Origin of the sequence: Pseudomonas xionganensis, assembly GCF_009763245.1 — a bacterium.
Classification (GTDB): domain Bacteria; phylum Pseudomonadota; class Gammaproteobacteria; order Pseudomonadales; family Pseudomonadaceae; genus Aquipseudomonas; species Aquipseudomonas xionganensis.
Genome location: NZ_WKJZ01000003.1, coordinates 442,501 through 459,948, shown reverse-complemented (window position 1 = coordinate 459,948; position 17,448 = coordinate 442,501). Strand labels below are relative to the sequence as shown.

The following is a 17,448-nucleotide window of genomic DNA, read 5'->3' as shown; positions in this document are numbered from 1 at the left end:
CATCGTCAAGCACCTACACCAAAACCCCCGATCGTGAAAACGGTCGGGGGTTTTACTTTGCGTGTCGTTTATAAATCTGGCCGGCACTGGCTGCTGCTCAGGTTTGTTGCCAGGCGTGCTCTTAAAGTTTCTGCATCGCTGCCAAATGGCGGGCGAGCGCGATAGGCAAGATAAAGTCTGCTCGCTATGATGCGTGGCTCTTTGATCGGTGGGCTAGGCATGCTTCCATTACTCAGGCTCCTTCAGGATGGGCGTTTTCACTCGGGAGAAGCGCTTGGCGCGGTCCTGGGGATCAGTCGTGCGGCGGTCTGGAAGCAGTTGCAGGCACTGGAATCCGAGCTCGCTATACCTATCCATAAGATCCGCGGTCGCGGCTATCGTCTGGAGCGGCCTCTTCAATTGTTAGACGAGGCGCTCATTGCGGCGGCTCAGGTGCCTGATGCCTGGCCGTTAAGCGTTTTGCCTGTCGTTGACTCCACCAATGCCGAAGCATTGCGTGCTTTGCAGGGAGGGCGTCTGCCGCCCTTCGTCTTGCTGGCAGAGCGCCAGGTTGCGGGGCGTGGGCGACGTGGGCGTGTCTGGGTGAGCCCTTTTGCAGAAAACCTCTATTACAGCTTGGTATTGAAGATTGAGGGCGGGGTTCATCGGCTGGATGGGATGAGCCTGGTGGTTGGCCTGGCGTTGCTTTCGGCTTTGCGTGCAATGGGGCTGCATGATGCCGGCCTGAAGTGGCCCAACGATGTGCTCGTTGGTCGGCGTAAGCTGGCGGGCATTTTACTGGAGCTGTCCGGTGACCCTGGGGATGTTTGTCACCTGGTGATAGGTATTGGGGTTAACGTGAATATGCTGCCCGGTTTAGATGAGATCGATCAGCCCTATACCTCAATGTGTGCCGAGCTTGGGCGGACGATAGATCGTAATGATTTGGTGGTTCGGCTCAATGCACAGTTGGCGCGTTATCTCGCCATCCATCGTGATTCGGGCTTTGCCGCGTTGCGTGAGGAGTGGGAGGGCAGCCATCTGTGGCAGGGGCGTGAGGTTAGTTTAAGTGCCGGCGCGGGTGGTATAGAGGGTGTGGTGCTGGGAGTCGATGACTCCGGTGCGATTCGTTTAGAAGTGGCTGGGGCTGAGCAGTGCTTCAGTGGTGGTGAGCTCAGTCTGAGGCTGCGTAATGATTCTTGAGCTGGATTGCGGTAACAGCTTTATAAAGTGGCGGATCATCGCTGGCGCTAAGCAGGTTGTTGCTGCGTTTGGTGTGGCGGGTTCCGACGCGGAGCTTGTTGCGACTCTGGAGCTGCATGGCCCAAAGCTAAGGGCTTGTCGCCTTGTAAGCGTGCGCTCCGATGCTGAGACCTTGGCGCTGGTTGAGGTGTTGCAGAAGCATTTTGATATCGCTTGTCATATGGCGCGCTCGGCTCCTGAGTTGGCTGGAGTGCGTAATGGCTATGAGAACTATCAGTCCTTGGGCCTGGATCGCTGGCTGGCCTTGGTGGGTGCGTTCAGCCTGGGGCGCGGCGCATGTCTGGTGCTGGATCTAGGGACGGCGGTTACTGCGGACTTGGTGTCTTCTAATGGTGTGCATCTGGGGGGCTATATCTGTCCGGGAATGCCGCTTTTGCGTAATCAGCTATGCACCCATACTCGGCGTATTCGTTATGACAAGGCGGCGGCGCAACAGGCGCTGCGTAGTCTTGAGCCGGGACATTCGACGGCGGAGGCGGTCGAGCGAGGTTGTGCGCTGATGCTGCAGGGATTCGTTGATGCGCAGCTGTTAATGGCACGTGAGCGTCTGGGTGATTTTGTGGTGTTTCTGACGGGGGGCGACTCGGCCCTGGTGCGCGAGCGTTTGCCGGAAGCTCGGGTTGTGCCTGACTTGGTCTTTGTCGGGCTGGCTATTGCCTGTCCCTTGCCCTGAGGATGCTCAATGCGTTGGATGTTTTTGTGGTTAGTGGTGTTGAATTTGTTCTACTACGTCTGGCATCAGCAGCAGGCGCCTATGCGGGTGACCGAAATAGCGCCGCTGCCTTCGGTGCGCGAGGGTAAATCAGAAATTCGCCTGCTAAGTGAGTCTGATGCGCCGGTTGAGCGAGAGGCATCGAGGCGTGAGATTCCGGAGTCGGTTTGTTTGTTTCTGGGGTCGTTTGATGCGCGTGAGGCGGCCGAGCAGATCGAGCAGAGGCTGCTAAGTCTTGATATACGTTCTTCTGTGCAGGCTATCGAGGCGCAGTCGGGCCTGGATTACTGGGTGTATTTAACCCCGCTGGCGTCTCGGCAGGCCTCCTTGCGTCAGTTGCGGGAACTGCAGGCGCGCAGAATCGACAGCTACATAATTACCGAGGGTGAGCTGGCCAATGGCATATCCCTTGGAATATTTCCGCGCATTGACTCGGCAGAGGCTGTTATGCAGCGTTTGCGGGTGGCGGGTTATGAGCCGGCGCTTAAAGAGTTGCCGCGTGCACATCGAAGTTTTTGGGTGCGCATCGATCCGGCCAGTCGACGTCTTGCGGGTGATCTGCTGCTTGAGCGTTTGGCCTTGGACTTCAAAGGCTTACAACATCAATTAATGCCTTGCGAAGGGATTGCGTCGGCGCAATAGATTGCATAGAATGGCGCCCGCTTCGCAGGGTGGCGCTAACAAGTGATCTGCGAAGTTGCTGTCAATGTAGCTAAGCTCAGGTTTTTTAATGAGAAATTGCTTGACAGTAGGTTGGCATCGAATGAGAATGCCGGCCCGTTTGGAGGGATTCCCGAGTGGCCAAAGGGATCAGACTGTAAATCTGACGTCATCGACTTCGAAGGTTCGAATCCTTCTCCCTCCACCAGATTTAGCGTGAGCTGCAGGCTCCGCGGGTATAGTTCAGTGGTAGAACCTCAGCCTTCCAAGCTGATGATGCGGGTTCGATTCCCGCTACCCGCTCCAGCATTGCGGTAATCGCGAAAATGTTTCGCTCATGTAGCTCAGTTGGTAGAGCACACCCTTGGTAAGGGTGAGGTCAGCGGTTCAAATCCGCTCATGAGCTCCATTTTATAAAGGCAGATATGCAAGTATCTGCCTTTATTTTAATGGCGGTGACACTTGCTCAATTCTTCGCTGGGAGACAGTAGAGATGGCTAAAGAAAAGTTTGAACGTAACAAGCCGCACGTCAACGTAGGCACCATCGGTCACGTTGACCACGGTAAAACCACTCTGACTGCTGCTCTGACCCGTGTGTGCTCCGAAGTGTTCGGTTCCGCCAAGGTTGACTTCGACAAGATCGACAGCGCCCCGGAAGAGAAGGCTCGTGGTATCACCATCAACACTGCCCACGTAGAGTACGATTCCAACATTCGTCACTACGCGCACGTTGACTGCCCGGGTCACGCCGACTACGTGAAGAACATGATCACCGGTGCTGCCCAGATGGACGGCGCTATCCTGGTTTGCTCCGCTGCTGACGGCCCCATGCCGCAGACTCGTGAGCACATCCTGCTGTCCCGCCAGGTAGGTGTTCCGTACATCGTCGTGTTCCTGAACAAGGCCGACATGGTTGACGACGCCGAGCTGCTGGAGCTGGTGGAAATGGAAGTGCGTGACCTGCTCAGCACTTACGATTTCCCGGGCGACGACACCCCGATCATCATCGGCTCCGCGCTGATGGCGCTGAACGGTCAGGACGACAACGAGATGGGCACCACTGCCGTCAAGAAGCTCGTTGAGACCCTGGATAGCTATATCCCTGAGCCGGTTCGTGCCATCGACAAGCCGTTCCTGATGCCGATCGAAGACGTGTTCTCCATCTCCGGCCGCGGCACCGTGGTAACCGGTCGTGTTGAGCGCGGTATCGTCAAGATCCAGGAAGAAATCGAGATCGTTGGTCTGCGTGACACCACCAAGACCACCTGTACCGGTGTGGAAATGTTCCGCAAGCTGCTCGACGAAGGTCGTGCTGGTGAGAACTGTGGCGTCCTGCTGCGCGGCACCAAGCGTGACGACGTAGAGCGTGGCCAGGTTCTGGCCAAGCCGGGCACCATCAAGCCGCACACCAAGTTCGAAGCTGAAGTGTACGTGCTGTCCAAGGAAGAAGGTGGTCGTCACACCCCGTTCTTCAAGGGCTACCGTCCGCAGTTCTACTTCCGTACCACCGACGTAACCGGTTCGTGCGAACTGCCGGAAGGCGTTGAGATGGTAATGCCGGGCGACAACGTGAAAATGGTTGTTACCCTGATCAAGCCGATCGCCATGGAAGACGGCCTGCGTTTCGCGATTCGCGAGGGTGGCCGTACCGTTGGTGCTGGCGTGGTTGCCAAGATCGTCGAGTAATCGGTTGATCTGTCCCTATCAGGCCGGCATAATGGTCGGCCTGATTTTGCTTTAGGTCAGTAGCTCAATTGGCAGAGCGACGGTCTCCAAAACCGTAGGTTGGGGGTTCGATTCCCTCCTGACCTGCCATTTTCTTAAAGAATCTGGCGCGTCTATTTACAGGATTTCCTTGCATGAACGTTAAGGCTGAAGCCAAAGACTCTCGCTTTGATCTGCTCAAGTGGTTGGTTGTTGCTGCCCTGGTAGTCGTGGGTGTTGTTGGTAATCAGTACTTCTCTGCTGAGCCGCTCCTGTATCGCGTTCTGGTTCTGTTGGTGTTGGCTGTTGTTGCTGGTTTCGTTGGTTTGCAGACCGCGAAAGGGCAGGCCTTCTCCGTGCTGGCCAAAGAGGCTCGTACTGAAATTCGCAAGGTCGTCTGGCCGACTCGCCAAGAGACTACGCAGACCACGTTGATCGTGGTGGCTGTGGTTCTGGTCATGGCGCTGTTGTTGTGGGGTCTGGATTCCCTGCTGGGCTGGCTTGTTTCCCTGATTGTTGGTTAAAGGTGTCCCCCGTGGCTAAGCGTTGGTACGTTGTGCATGCTTACTCGGGTTACGAGAAGCATGTAATGCGCTCGTTGATCGAGCGTGTAAAGCTAGCCGGTATGGAAGATGTGTTCGGCGAGATTCTCGTGCCCACGGAAGAAGTGGTCGAGATGCGCAACGGGCAAAAGCGCAAGAGTGAGCGCAAGTTCTTCCCCGGCTATGTCTTGGTGCAGATGGAAATGAACGAGGCGACTTGGCATCTGATCAAGGATACGCCGCGCGTCATGGGCTTTATTGGCGGTACTGCCGACAAGCCGGCTCCCATCACCGAGAAAGAAGCTGAAGCCATTCTGCGTCGTGTTGCCGACAGCGGTGACAAGCCCAAGCCGAAGACGTTGTTCGAGCCGGGTGAGATGGTGCGTGTGGTGGACGGTCCGTTTGCTGACTTCAGCGGTGTCGTTGAAGAGGTGAACTATGAAAAGAGTCGCGTCCAGGTTGCAGTGACCATCTTTGGTCGTTCAACGCCGGTCGAGTTGGAGTTTGGTCAGGTCGAGAAGGCATAACTGACAAAAGCATCCCTTACCCCGCAGCCATAGGCTGCGGGGTTTTGTCGTCACTGGGATATACGTGTTGTTAATCGGGGAGCCTTTTGGCGCTTGTACCCGCAATTGGAGTAGCTCATGGCTAAGAAGATTCAGGCTTATATCAAGCTGCAAGTGAAGGCCGGCCAGGCCAACCCGTCGCCACCCGTTGGTCCGGCTCTGGGTCAGCACGGCGTAAACATCATGGAATTCTGCAAGGCGTTCAACGCCAAGACTCAGGGCATGGAGCCTGGTCTGCCGACTCCTGTGATCATCACTGTTTACAGTGACCGCAGCTTTACCTTTGAAACCAAAAGCACCCCGGCTTCGGTGTTGCTGAAGAAGGCCGCAGGCCTGACCAGCGGTTCGGCTCGCCCGAACACCGTCAAAGTCGGCACCGTGACCCGTGCCCAGCTGGAAGAGATCGCCAAGACCAAGCAGGCCGATCTGACTGCAGCTGACCTGGATGCGGCCGTGCGTACCATCGCCGGTTCCGCGCGTAGCATGGGCCTCAACGTGGAGGGTGTGTAATGGCTAAGTTGACCAAGCGTCAAAAGGCAATCGCCGAGAAAGTTGAAGCTGGCAAGGCTTACAGCTTTGTAGAAGCGGCCGCTCTGCTGGCTGAGCTGTCCGCAGTCAAGTTCTCCGAATCCGTCGATATCGCCGTTAACCTCGGTGTTGATCCGCGTAAATCCGACCAGGTTGTTCGCGGTGCCACCGTTCTGCCGAACGGCTCGGGCAAAAGCGTTCGCGTGGCCGTGTTCACCCAGGGCCCAGCTGCTGAAGCCGCTCTGGCTGCCGGCGCTGATCGCGTAGGTATGGACGAACTGGCTGCCGAAATGAAGGGCGGCGATCTGAACTACGACGTAGTGATCGCTTCCCCGGACGCCATGCGCGTTGTTGGCCAGCTGGGTCAGGTTCTCGGCCCGCGCGGCCTGATGCCGAACCCGAAAGTCGGTACCGTGACTCCGGACGTAGCCACTGCCGTGAAGAATGCCAAGGCTGGTCAGGTGCGTTTCCGTACCGACAAGAACGGCATCATCCATGGTTCGGTTGGCAAGGTCGGTTTCGAGCCGGAAAAACTGAAGCAGAACGTTGAAGCTCTGATCGCCGATCTGAAGCGCCTGAAGCCGTCCACCTCCAAGGGTGTGTACGTCAAGCGCGTAACCCTGAGCACCACCATGGGCCCGGGTCTGATCATCGATCAAGGTTCGCTCGACGTTTAATCAATAAGCCGGCCGAACTGAGTTCGGCCGGTTGAAAAATTGGGGTCCCTGCCTGGCGGGGGCTATCCAAGACCGTAGGTGGCGCAAGCCTTAAACCAACAGCCTACGCAGATGGTGCTCCCGATTCTTACCGAATCAGACACCAAAACGCCGTCCAGCTTCGGTTGGACGAAACGGTAACATCCAGGAGTAAACCCGTGGCAATTAAACTCGAAGACAAGAAGGCCATCGTCGCTGAAGTCAACGAGGCTGCCAAAGCTGCCCTTTCCGCTGTCGTGGCTGATGCCCGTGGCGTGACCGTTGGTGCTATGACCGGACTCCGTAAAGAGGCCCGCGCATCTGGTGTGTACGTGAAAGTCGTACGTAACACCCTGCTGCGCCGCGCCGTTGAAGGCACTCAGTTTGACGTGCTCAACGACGTGTTCAAAGGCCCGACCCTGATCGCGTTCTCCAACGAACATCCGGGCGCTGCTGCCCGTATCTTCAAGGAATTCGCCAAGGGTCAGGACAAGTTCGAGATCAAAGCAGCTGCGTTCGAGGGTCAGTTCCTCGCAGCCAATCAGATCGACGTACTGGCAACACTGCCGACCTACAACGAAGCTATCGCCCAGCTGATGAGTGTCATGCAAGGCGCCACCAGCAAGTTCGTTCGTACCCTGGCAGCTGTTCGCGACCAGAAAGAAGGTGCTGCTGCCTGATAAGGCTGCGTAACCGCTTTCGCCCTTATTTGTTTAATTTGATGGCCGCGAAGGCTGTCCCCCAATACAGGAATTAGAGTCATGGCTCTGACCAACGAAGACATCATCAACGCCGTTTCCGAAATGTCCGTGATGCAGGTTGTTGAACTGATCAAGGCAATGGAAGAGAAGTTTGGCGTTACCGCCGCCGCTGCTGTTGCTGCCGGCCCGGCCGCTGCTGCCGCTGTAGCTGAAGAGCAGACCGAGTTCACCATCGTTCTGGCTGAAGCTGGCGACAAGAAAGTGAACGTGATCAAGGCAGTTCGTGAACTGACCGGCCTGGGTCTGAAAGAAGCCAAAGCAGTAGTTGACGGCGCTCCTGGCGTTGTTAAAGAAGGCGTTTCGAAAGAAGAAGCCGAAGCTGCCAAGAAGGCACTGGAAGAAGCAGGCGCCAAAGTCGAGCTCAAGTAAGCGACGACCTTGCGTATACAGCCCGAGCGACTCGCAAAAGGCTGATGGCTGGTGGCTAATGCCACCGGCCTTTTTCCGTTCTAGGTCGGCTATTCGATTGCCGGCCTGGAGCTGAAACCCGCCTCTGTAGGTGGCGCAAACCTTGGGTTTGCAAGAGTTTCTGGCTACTCCCGTCGGAGGGGCCAAATAAGCAGGTGACCAAGCTGGGGAACGCTGATGGCTTACTCATATACTGAGAAAAAACGTATCCGCAAGGACTTTAGCAAGTTGCCGGATGTCATGGATGTGCCTTATCTCCTGGCCATCCAGCTGGATTCGTATCGCGAATTCCTGCAGGCAGGAGCGACCAAGGACCAGTTCCGTGACATTGGCCTGCATGCGGCCTTCAAGTCTGTTTTCCCGATTATCAGCTATTCCGGCAATGCTGCTCTGGAGTATGTCGGTTATCGCCTGGGCGAGCCGGCTTTTGATGTCAAAGAATGCGTACTGCGCGGCGTAACCTTCGCCGTACCGCTGCGAGTCAAAGTCCGTCTGATCATTTTCGACAAAGAATCGTCGAACAAAGCGATCAAGGACATCAAAGAGCAAGAAGTGTACATGGGCGAAATTCCGCTCATGACCGAGAACGGTACCTTCGTAATCAACGGTACCGAGCGCGTAATCGTTTCCCAGCTGCACCGTTCGCCCGGTGTGTTCTTCGACCACGACCGTGGCAAGACTCACAGCTCGGGCAAGCTGCTGTATTCGGCGCGTATCATTCCTTACCGCGGCTCCTGGCTGGACTTCGAGTTCGACCCGAAGGACGCCGTGTTCGTGCGTATCGACCGTCGCCGCAAGCTGCCGGCGTCCGTGCTGCTGCGCGCCCTGGGTTACAGCACTGAAGAAGTGCTGGATGCCTTCTATGACACCAACGTGTTCCATGTGAAGGGCGAAACCCTCAACCTGGAGCTGGTGCCGCAGCGCCTGCGTGGTGAAGTGGCCGTCCTCGATATCAAGGACGACAAGGGCAAGGTCATTGTTGAGCAAGGTCGTCGCATCACTGCGCGCCATATCAACCAGCTGGACAAGGCCGGTATCAAAGAGCTGGAAGTGCCGATCGACTACCTGATCGGTCGCACCACGGCCAAGGCCATCGTGCACCCGGCCACTGGCGAAATCATCGCCGAGTGCAACACCGAGCTGAACGTCGAAGTCCTGGCCAAGATCGTCAAGGCCCAGGTCGTCCGCATCGAGACCCTGTACACCAACGATATCGATTGCGGTCCGTTTATCTCCGATACCCTGAAGATCGACAGCACCACCAATCAGTTGGAAGCGCTGGTCGAGATCTATCGCATGATGCGTCCTGGCGAGCCGCCAACCAAGGATGCCGCCGAGACCCTGTTCAACAACCTGTTCTTCAGTGCCGAGCGTTACGACCTGTCCGCAGTCGGCCGCATGAAGTTCAACCGTCGTATCGGGCGTACCGAGATCGAAGGTTCCGGCGTACTGAGCCGCGAAGATATCGTCGAGGTGCTCAAGACCCTGGTCGACATCCGTAACGGCAAAGGCATTGTCGACGACATCGACCACCTGGGTAACCGTCGTGTGCGTTGTGTTGGCGAAATGGCCGAGAATCAGTTCCGTGTAGGTCTGGTGCGTGTTGAGCGCGCGGTCAAGGAACGTCTGTCGATGGCCGAAAGCGAAGGCCTGATGCCGCAGGATCTGATCAACGCCAAGCCGGTTGCGGCTGCCGTTAAAGAGTTCTTCGGTTCCAGCCAGCTCTCGCAGTTCATGGACCAGAACAACCCGCTCTCCGAGATCACCCACAAGCGCCGTGTTTCGGCTCTTGGCCCGGGCGGTCTGACCCGTGAGCGTGCTGGCTTCGAAGTCCGTGACGTACACCCGACCCACTATGGCCGTGTGTGCCCGATCGAGACCCCTGAAGGTCCGAACATCGGTCTGATCAACTCCCTGGCGGCCTATGCCCGCACCAACCAGTACGGCTTCCTGGAAAGCCCGTACCGTGTGGTGAAGGACACCCTGGTCACCGACGAGATCGTCTTCCTGTCCGCCATCGAAGAGGCCGATCACGTGATCGCCCAGGCTTCGGCGACCATGAACGACAAAGGTCAGCTGGTCGATGAGCTGGTGGCCGTGCGTCACCTCAACGAATTCACCGTGAAGGCGCCGGAAGACGTCACCCTGATGGACGTTTCGCCCAAGCAGGTTGTCTCGGTTGCCGCCTCGCTGATTCCGTTCCTTGAACACGACGACGCCAACCGTGCGTTGATGGGTTCGAACATGCAGCGTCAGGCTGTACCGACCCTGCGCGCCGACAAGCCGCTGGTAGGTACCGGCATGGAGCGCAACGTTGCCCGTGACTCCGGCGTTTGCGTCGTGGCGCGTCGTGGCGGTGTGATCGACTCGGTCGATGCCAGCCGTATCGTGGTTCGCGTTAATGACGACGAAGTTGAAACTGGCGAAGCCGGTGTCGACATCTACAACCTGACCAAGTACACCCGCTCCAACCAGAACACCTGCATCAACCAGCGTCCGCTGGTGAGCAAGGGTGACAAGGTTGAGCGCAGCGACATCCTGGCCGATGGTCCGTCCACCGACATGGGTGAACTGGCGCTGGGCCAGAACATGCGCGTGGCGTTCATGCCGTGGAACGGCTTCAACTTCGAAGACTCCATCTGCCTGTCTGAGCGTGTGGTTCAGGAAGACCGCTTCACCACCATCCACATCCAGGAACTGACCTGTGTGGCCCGTGATACCAAGCTGGGCTCGGAAGAAATCACCTCCGATATCCCCAACGTTGGTGAGTCGGCGCTGAACAAGCTGGACGAAGCCGGTATCGTCTATGTAGGCGCCGAAGTGGGCCCGGGCGATATCCTGGTCGGCAAGGTCACGCCGAAGGGCGAAACCCAGCTGACCCCGGAAGAGAAGCTGCTGCGTGCGATCTTCGGTGAGAAGGCGTCCGATGTGAAGGACACCTCCCTGCGTGTGCCGACCGGCACCAAGGGCACTGTTATCGACGTGCAGGTCTTTACCCGCGACGGCGTAGAGCGTGACAGCCGCGCCCTGGCCATCGAGAAGCAGCAGCTGGACGAGATCCGCAAGGACCTCAACGAAGAGTTCCGCATCGTCGAAGGCGCGACCTTCGAGCGTCTGCGCTCTGCCCTGGTAGGCAAGAAAGCCGAAGGCGGCGCTGGCCTGAAGAAGGGTGCAGAAGTCACCGACGAGTTCCTCGATGGTCTGGAGCGTGGTCAGTGGTTCAAGCTGCGCATGGCTGACGATGCCCTGAACGAGCAGTTGGAAAAGGCCCAGGCCTATATCTCCGACCGCCGTCAGATGCTCGACGACAAGTTCGAAGACAAGAAGCGCAAACTGCAGCAGGGCGATGACCTGGCGCCGGGCGTGCTGAAGATCGTCAAGGTCTACCTGGCCATCCGCCGCCGCATCCAGCCAGGCGACAAGATGGCCGGTCGTCACGGTAACAAGGGTGTGGTCTCGGTGATCATGCCGGTCGAAGACATGCCGCACGACGTCAACGGTACCCCGGTCGACATCGTTCTCAACCCGCTGGGCGTACCTTCGCGTATGAACGTCGGCCAGATCCTCGAAACCCACCTGGGCCTGGCGGCCAAGGGCCTGGGCGAGAAGATCAACCGCATGCTCGATGAGCAGCGCAAGGTCGCCGAGCTGCGCAAGTTTATGCAGCAGATCTACAACGAGATTGGTGGCCGTCAGGAGAATCTGGACGAACTGAGCGATCAGGAAATCCTCAAGCTGGCGCACAACCTCAAGGGCGGTGTGCCGATGGCGACTCCGGTCTTCGACGGTGCCAAGGAAAGCGAGATCAAGGCCATGCTGAAGCTGGCTGATCTGCCGGAAAGCGGCCAGATGCGTCTGATCGACGGTCGTACCGGTAACCAGTTCGAGCGTCCGACTACCGTTGGCTACATGTACATGCTCAAGCTGAACCACCTGGTCGACGACAAGATGCACGCGCGTTCCACCGGTTCCTACAGCCTGGTTACCCAGCAGCCGTTGGGTGGTAAGGCGCAGTTCGGTGGTCAGCGCTTCGGGGAGATGGAGGTCTGGGCGCTGGAAGCCTATGGCGCCGCCTACACCCTGCAGGAAATGCTGACCGTGAAGTCGGACGACGTGAACGGCCGTACCAAGATGTACAAGAACATCGTGGATGGCGATCACCGTATGGAGCCGGGCATGCCCGAGTCCTTCAACGTACTGATCAAAGAGATCCGTTCGCTCGGCATCGACATCGATCTGGAAACCGAATAACACGTGACGCGCATTGGGGGTGGGGCGGTATCGCCCACTCCCTGCTCCTCTAGGAGGAAAGGCCTTGAAAGACCTACTGAATTTGCTGAAAAACCAGGGTCAGATCGAAGAGTTCGACGCCATCCGTATTGGCTTGGCCTCGCCCGAGATGATTCGTTCGTGGTCGTTCGGTGAAGTTAAAAAGCCGGAAACCATCAACTACCGTACCTTCAAGCCTGAGCGCGATGGTCTGTTCTGCGCCAAGATCTTTGGCCCGGTCAAGGACTATGAGTGCCTGTGCGGCAAGTACAAGCGCCTCAAGCATCGCGGTGTGATCTGCGAGAAGTGCGGCGTGGAAGTGGCCCTGGCCAAGGTTCGCCGTGAGCGCATGGCGCACATCGAACTGGCTTCGCCGGTTGCCCACATCTGGTTCCTCAAGTCCCTGCCGAGCCGTATCGGCCTGCTGATGGACATGACCCTGCGTGACATCGAGCGCGTGCTCTATTTCGAGAGCTACGTGGTGATCGATCCGGGCATGACCACCCTGGAGAAGGGCCAGCTGCTGAACGACGAGCAGTACTTCGAAGCTCTCGAAGAGTTCGGTGACGACTTCGACGCGCGCATGGGCGCCGAGGCCGTGCGCGAGCTGCTGCACGCCATCGACCTGGATCACGAGATCGGTCGCCTGCGTGAAGAGATTCCGCAGACCAACTCCGAGACCAAGATCAAGAAGCTGTCCAAGCGCCTGAAGCTGATGGAAGCCTTCAAGGACTCCGGCAACCTGCCTGAGTGGATGGTGCTGACCGTTCTGCCGGTTCTGCCGCCGGATCTGCGTCCGCTGGTACCGCTGGATGGTGGCCGCTTCGCGACTTCGGATCTGAACGATCTGTACCGCCGCGTGATCAACCGTAACAACCGTCTCAAGCGCCTGCTCGACCTGTCGGCGCCGGACATCATCGTGCGCAACGAAAAGCGCATGCTGCAGGAAGCGGTCGACGCCCTGCTCGACAACGGCCGTCGCGGTCGCGCCATCACAGGCAGCAACAAGCGTCCGCTGAAGTCGCTGGCCGACATGATCAAGGGTAAGCAAGGTCGTTTCCGTCAGAACCTGCTCGGTAAGCGCGTGGACTACTCCGGTCGTTCCGTGATCACCGTAGGCCCGACCCTGCGTCTGCACCAGTGCGGTCTGCCGAAGAAAATGGCCCTGGAGCTGTTCAAGCCGTTCATTTTCGGCAAGCTGGAAATGCGTGGTCTGGCGACCACCATCAAGGCCGCCAAGAAGATGGTCGAGCGCGAGCTGCCGGAGGTGTGGGACGTTCTCGCCGAAGTGATTCGCGAACACCCCGTCCTGCTCAACCGTGCGCCGACTCTGCACCGTCTGGGTATCCAGGCGTTCGAGCCGGTACTGATCGAAGGTAAGGCCATCCAGCTGCACCCGCTGGTCTGCGCCGCGTACAACGCCGACTTCGACGGTGACCAGATGGCCGTTCACGTGCCGCTGACGCTGGAAGCCCAGCTGGAAGCGCGTGCGCTGATGATGTCGACCAACAACATCCTGTCGCCGGCCAACGGTGAGCCAATCATCGTGCCGTCCCAGGACGTGGTTCTGGGTCTGTACTACATGACCCGTGAAGCCGTTAACGCCAAGGGCGAAGGTCGCGTATTCGCCGACCTGCAGGAAGTCGACCGCGTATTCCGCGCCGGTGAAGCGTCCCTGCACGCCCGCGTTAAAGTGCGCATCAACGAGGTCATCAAAGACCGCGACGGCAGCATCACCAAGAACACCCGCATCGTCGACACCACTGTCGGCCGCGCGCTGCTGTTCCAGATCGTTCCGGCGGGCCTGTCCTACGACGTGGTCAACCAGTCGATGAAGAAGAAGGCGATCTCCAAGCTGATCAACCAGTGCTACCGCACTGTGGGTCTGAAGGACACCGTGATCTTCGCTGACCAGCTGATGTACACCGGTTTCGCCTATTCGACCATCTCCGGTGTATCGATCGGCGTGAACGACTTCGTCATCCCGGATGAGAAGGCGCGCATCATCGACGCCGCCACCGAGGAAGTTAAAGAGATCGAATCGCAGTACGCCTCCGGCCTGGTGACCCAGGGCGAGAAGTACAACAAGGTTATCGACCTGTGGTCCAAGGCCAACGACGAAGTGTCCAAGGCGATGATGGCCAACCTGTCGAAAGAGCCGGTTGTCGATCGCGAGGGCAAGACCGTCGAGCAGGAGTCCTTCAACTCCATGTACATGATGGCCGACTCCGGTGCTCGTGGTTCTGCCGCGCAGATCCGCCAGCTGGCCGGTATGCGTGGCCTGATGGCCAAGCCGGACGGCTCCATCATCGAAACGCCGATCACCGCGAACTTCCGCGAAGGTCTGTCGGTTCTGCAGTACTTCATCTCCACCCACGGTGCCCGTAAGGGTCTGGCGGATACCGCCCTGAAGACCGCGAACTCCGGTTACCTGACCCGTCGCCTGGTCGACGTGGCCCAGGATCTGGTGGTGACCGAAATCGATTGCGGCACCGAGCATGGTCTGGTCATGACCCCGCACATCGAAGGCGGTGACGTGGTCGAGCCGCTGGGTGAGCGCGTGCTGGGTCGAGTGATCGCCAAGGACGTGTTCAAGCCGGGTACCGATGACGTCATCGTGCCGGCCGGCACCCTGATCGACGAGCAGTGGGTCGAGTTCATCGAGCTCAACAGCATCGACGAAGTGGTCGTGCGCTCGCCAATCACCTGTGAAACCCGCTACGGCATCTGCGCCAAGTGCTACGGTCGCGACCTGGCCCGCGGTCACCAGATCAATATCGGTGAAGCGGTCGGCGTTATCGCCGCCCAGTCCATCGGTGAGCCGGGTACCCAGCTGACCATGCGTACCTTCCACATCGGTGGTGCGGCTTCGCGTACCTCGGCTGCGGACAGCGTACAGGTGAAGAACGGCGGTACCATCCGCCTGCATAACCTCAAGCACGTTGAACGTCTGGATGGCAACCTGATTGCCGTGTCGCGTTCCGGTGAGCTGGCGATTGCCGACGAATTCGGGCGTGAGCGCGAGCGTTACAAGCTGCCGTACGGTGCCGTGATTTCCGTGAAGGAAGGCGACAAGGTCGACGCTGGCGCCATCGTCGCCAAGTGGGACCCGCACACCCACCCGATCGTGACCGAAATGAAGGGTACCGTGACCTTCGTCGGCATGGAGGAGGGCATCACCATCAAGCGCCAGACCGACGAACTGACCGGTCTGACCAACATCGAAGTCCTCGATCCGAAGGATCGTCCGGCTGCCGGCAAGGAAATCCGTCCTGCCGTGAAGATGGTGGGCGACGATGGCAAGGATCTGCTGTTGCCGGGCACCGACGTGCCGGCCCAGTACTTCCTGCCGGCCAACGCCCTGGTGGGTGTGGCCAACGGTGCCCAGGTGGCGGTCGGTGATGTTATCGCCCGTATCCCGCAGGAAACCTCGAAGACCCGTGACATCACCGGTGGTCTGCCGCGCGTTGCCGACCTGTTTGAAGCCCGTCGTCCGAAGGAAGCTTCGATCCTGGCGGAAATCAGCGGCACCATTTCCTTCGGTAAGGAGACCAAGGGCAAGCGCCGTCTGGTCATCACCCCGACCGATGGCAGCGATCCGTACGAGGAGCTGATTCCGAAGTGGCGTCACCTGAACGTGTTCGAAGGCGAACAGGTGAACAAGGGCGAAGTGATCTCCGACGGTCCGAGCGATCCGCACGACATCCTGCGTCTGCTGGGCGTCAGCGCGCTGGCCAAGTACATCGTCAACGAGATCCAGGACGTCTACCGCCTGCAGGGCGTGAAGATCAACGACAAGCACATCGAGACCATCCTGCGTCAGATGCTGCGCAAGGTCGAAGTGACCGAGTCGGGTGATTCCGCCTTTATCAAGGGCGATCAGATGGAGCTGACCGCGGTACTGGGTGAGAACGAGCGTCTGGCGGCTGATGACAAGTTCATCGCCAAGTACGACCGCGTTCTGCTGGGTATCACCAAGGCCTCGCTGTCCACCGAGTCGTTTATCTCCGCGGCCTCCTTCCAGGAGACCACCCGCGTCCTCACCGAGGCGGCGGTTACCGGCAAGCGCGACTTCCTGCGCGGCCTGAAGGAGAACGTGGTGGTCGGTCGCCTGATCCCGGCCGGTACCGGTCTGGCCTATCACAGCGAGCGCAAGCGCAAGCGTGATGCCGACAAGCCGGTCCGCGTCAGCGCCAGTGAGGTGGAAGCCGCACTGACCGAAGCGCTGAACTCCAGCAGCAATTAAGCCTGAGCCCCGCCAGTCCGCTGGCGGGGCTTTGTCTTGACTGGGGCGGCGAGTCTCATTAGACTCATGCACCCCTAAATTTGGCAGGGCATCCGCTCTGCCATTTTGTTTGTAGGGTAATAGCGTCGAAAGACAACAGTGGAGCTTATAGATGGCAACTATCAACCAGCTGGTGCGTCAGCCGCGCAAGCGTATCGTCGAGAAATCCGACGTACCTGCGCTGCAGAACTGCCCGCAGCGTCGTGGTGTGTGCACTCGCGTGTATACCACTACGCCGAAAAAACCTAACTCGGCACTGCGTAAAGTATGCCGCGTGCGTCTGACCAACGGTTACGAAGTGTCTTCGTACATCGGTGGTGAAGGCCACAACCTGCAAGAGCACAGCGTCGTGCTGATCCGTGGCGGTCGTGTAAAAGACCTTCCGGGTGTGCGCTACCACACCGTGCGCGGTTCGCTGGATACCTCCGGCGTTAAAGACCGTAAGCAGGGTCGTTCCAAGTACGGTACCAAGCGTCCGAAGTAAGTTCGGGTCGCTCACTGATTTTCTATTTATTGAGTCGATAAGAGTAAGGTCGGGCGTAACAAGATTGTTGCAGTCCCGGGCTAACCTGAAGACCGTTTGAGGGCTTATCAAATGCCAAGACGTCGTGTAGCAGCCAAGCGCGAAGTGCTTGACGATCCAAAATACGGAAGCCAAATCCTGGCCAAGTTCATGAACCACGTGATGGAAAGCGGCAAGAAAGCCGTTGCCGAGCGTATCGTTTATGGCGCCCTGGACAAGGTTAAAGAGCGTAAGAACAGCGATCCCCTGGAAATCTTCGAGAAAGCTCTCGACGCCATCGCTCCGCTGGTCGAAGTAAAGTCCCGCCGTGTAGGCGGTGCCACTTACCAGGTTCCGGTCGAAGTTCGCCCGTCCCGTCGTAACGCCCTGGCCATGCGCTGGCTGGTGGACTTCGCGCGCAAGCGCGGTGAGAAGTCCATGGCCCTGCGTTTGGCTGGCGAGCTGTTGGATGCTGCTGAAGGCAAAGGCGCTGCAGTCAAGAAGCGTGAAGACGTACACCGTATGGCAGAGGCCAACAAGGCCTTCTCGCACTACCGTTTCTAAGAACCGCGC

At 58.4% G+C, this 17,448-nt stretch carries 14 protein-coding genes and 4 tRNA genes; all 18 read left to right on the top strand.

The features are described from left to right. The first annotated feature begins 219 nt into the window (after nucleotides 1-219). Complete coding sequence (birA, locus tag GJV18_RS17035; protein WP_160347671.1) at nucleotides 220-1,182, top strand: bifunctional biotin--[acetyl-CoA-carboxylase] ligase/biotin operon repressor BirA; 963 nt, start codon at nucleotides 220-222, stop codon at nucleotides 1,180-1,182. Next, the gene (locus tag GJV18_RS17030) at nucleotides 1,172-1,915 is read left to right on the top strand and encodes a pantothenate kinase (protein WP_160347670.1); all 744 of its coding nucleotides are present in this window, start codon (nucleotides 1,172-1,174) and stop codon (nucleotides 1,913-1,915) included. Before birA ends, GJV18_RS17030 begins: the two co-directional genes overlap by 11 nt. 9 nt (nucleotides 1,916-1,924) lie before the next feature. Further along, nucleotides 1,925-2,596 (top strand): SPOR domain-containing protein, encoded by a 672-nt coding sequence (locus GJV18_RS17025; protein ID WP_160347669.1) that lies wholly within the window; start codon nucleotides 1,925-1,927, stop codon nucleotides 2,594-2,596. A gap of 141 nt (nucleotides 2,597-2,737) precedes the next feature. After that, nucleotides 2,738-2,822, top strand: a tRNA-Tyr gene (locus GJV18_RS17020). 24 nt (nucleotides 2,823-2,846) lie between these two features. Then, nucleotides 2,847-2,920, top strand: a tRNA-Gly gene (locus GJV18_RS17015). Between the two features lie 27 nt (nucleotides 2,921-2,947). Then, nucleotides 2,948-3,023, top strand: a tRNA-Thr gene (locus tag GJV18_RS17010). An 84-nt stretch (nucleotides 3,024-3,107) separates the two neighbouring features. Beyond that, nucleotides 3,108-4,301, top strand: coding sequence for an elongation factor Tu (gene tuf, locus GJV18_RS17005; RefSeq protein ID WP_160347660.1), 1,194 nt, complete (start codon nucleotides 3,108-3,110; stop codon nucleotides 4,299-4,301). Nucleotides 4,302-4,354: 53 nt separating this feature from the next. Beyond that, nucleotides 4,355-4,430 (top strand) — tRNA-Trp (locus tag GJV18_RS17000). A gap of 44 nt (nucleotides 4,431-4,474) precedes the next feature. Next, entirely contained in the window at nucleotides 4,475-4,843 is a 369-nt protein-coding gene (gene secE, locus GJV18_RS16995; RefSeq protein WP_160347668.1) for a preprotein translocase subunit SecE, read from the top strand. Between the two features lie 11 nt (nucleotides 4,844-4,854). After that, on the top strand, nucleotides 4,855-5,388 hold the full coding sequence (nusG, locus tag GJV18_RS16990) for a transcription termination/antitermination protein NusG (RefSeq protein ID WP_160347667.1): 534 nt from the start codon (nucleotides 4,855-4,857) through the stop codon (nucleotides 5,386-5,388). 117 nt (nucleotides 5,389-5,505) lie between these two features. Beyond that, nucleotides 5,506-5,937 (top strand): 50S ribosomal protein L11, encoded by a 432-nt coding sequence (gene rplK, locus GJV18_RS16985; RefSeq protein ID WP_004373444.1) that lies wholly within the window; start codon nucleotides 5,506-5,508, stop codon nucleotides 5,935-5,937. Next, on the top strand, nucleotides 5,937-6,632 hold the full coding sequence (rplA, locus tag GJV18_RS16980) for a 50S ribosomal protein L1 (protein ID WP_160347666.1): 696 nt from the start codon (nucleotides 5,937-5,939) through the stop codon (nucleotides 6,630-6,632). Before rplK ends, rplA begins: the two co-directional genes overlap by 1 nt. Before the next feature lie 197 nt (nucleotides 6,633-6,829). Then, on the top strand, nucleotides 6,830-7,330 hold the full coding sequence (gene rplJ, locus GJV18_RS16975) for a 50S ribosomal protein L10 (RefSeq protein ID WP_160347665.1): 501 nt from the start codon (nucleotides 6,830-6,832) through the stop codon (nucleotides 7,328-7,330). A gap of 81 nt (nucleotides 7,331-7,411) precedes the next feature. After that, nucleotides 7,412-7,780 (top strand): 50S ribosomal protein L7/L12, encoded by a 369-nt coding sequence (gene rplL, locus GJV18_RS16970; protein WP_160347664.1) that lies wholly within the window; start codon nucleotides 7,412-7,414, stop codon nucleotides 7,778-7,780. A gap of 216 nt (nucleotides 7,781-7,996) precedes the next feature. Beyond that, on the top strand, nucleotides 7,997-12,070 hold the full coding sequence (rpoB, locus tag GJV18_RS16965) for a DNA-directed RNA polymerase subunit beta (RefSeq protein WP_160347663.1): 4,074 nt from the start codon (nucleotides 7,997-7,999) through the stop codon (nucleotides 12,068-12,070). 64 nt (nucleotides 12,071-12,134) lie between these two features. Continuing rightward, nucleotides 12,135-16,334, top strand: a complete 4,200-nt coding sequence (gene rpoC / locus GJV18_RS16960; RefSeq protein WP_160347662.1) for a DNA-directed RNA polymerase subunit beta' — start codon at nucleotides 12,135-12,137, stop codon at nucleotides 16,332-16,334. A 151-nt stretch (nucleotides 16,335-16,485) separates the two neighbouring features. Then, nucleotides 16,486-16,857 (top strand): 30S ribosomal protein S12, encoded by a 372-nt coding sequence (rpsL, locus tag GJV18_RS16955; protein ID WP_004373429.1) that lies wholly within the window; start codon nucleotides 16,486-16,488, stop codon nucleotides 16,855-16,857. A gap of 111 nt (nucleotides 16,858-16,968) precedes the next feature. Next, a complete protein-coding gene (gene rpsG / locus GJV18_RS16950) occupies nucleotides 16,969-17,439 on the top strand; it encodes a 30S ribosomal protein S7 (protein ID WP_010490886.1) in 471 nt (156 codons plus the stop codon). The last annotated feature ends 9 nt before the right edge of the window (nucleotides 17,440-17,448 follow it).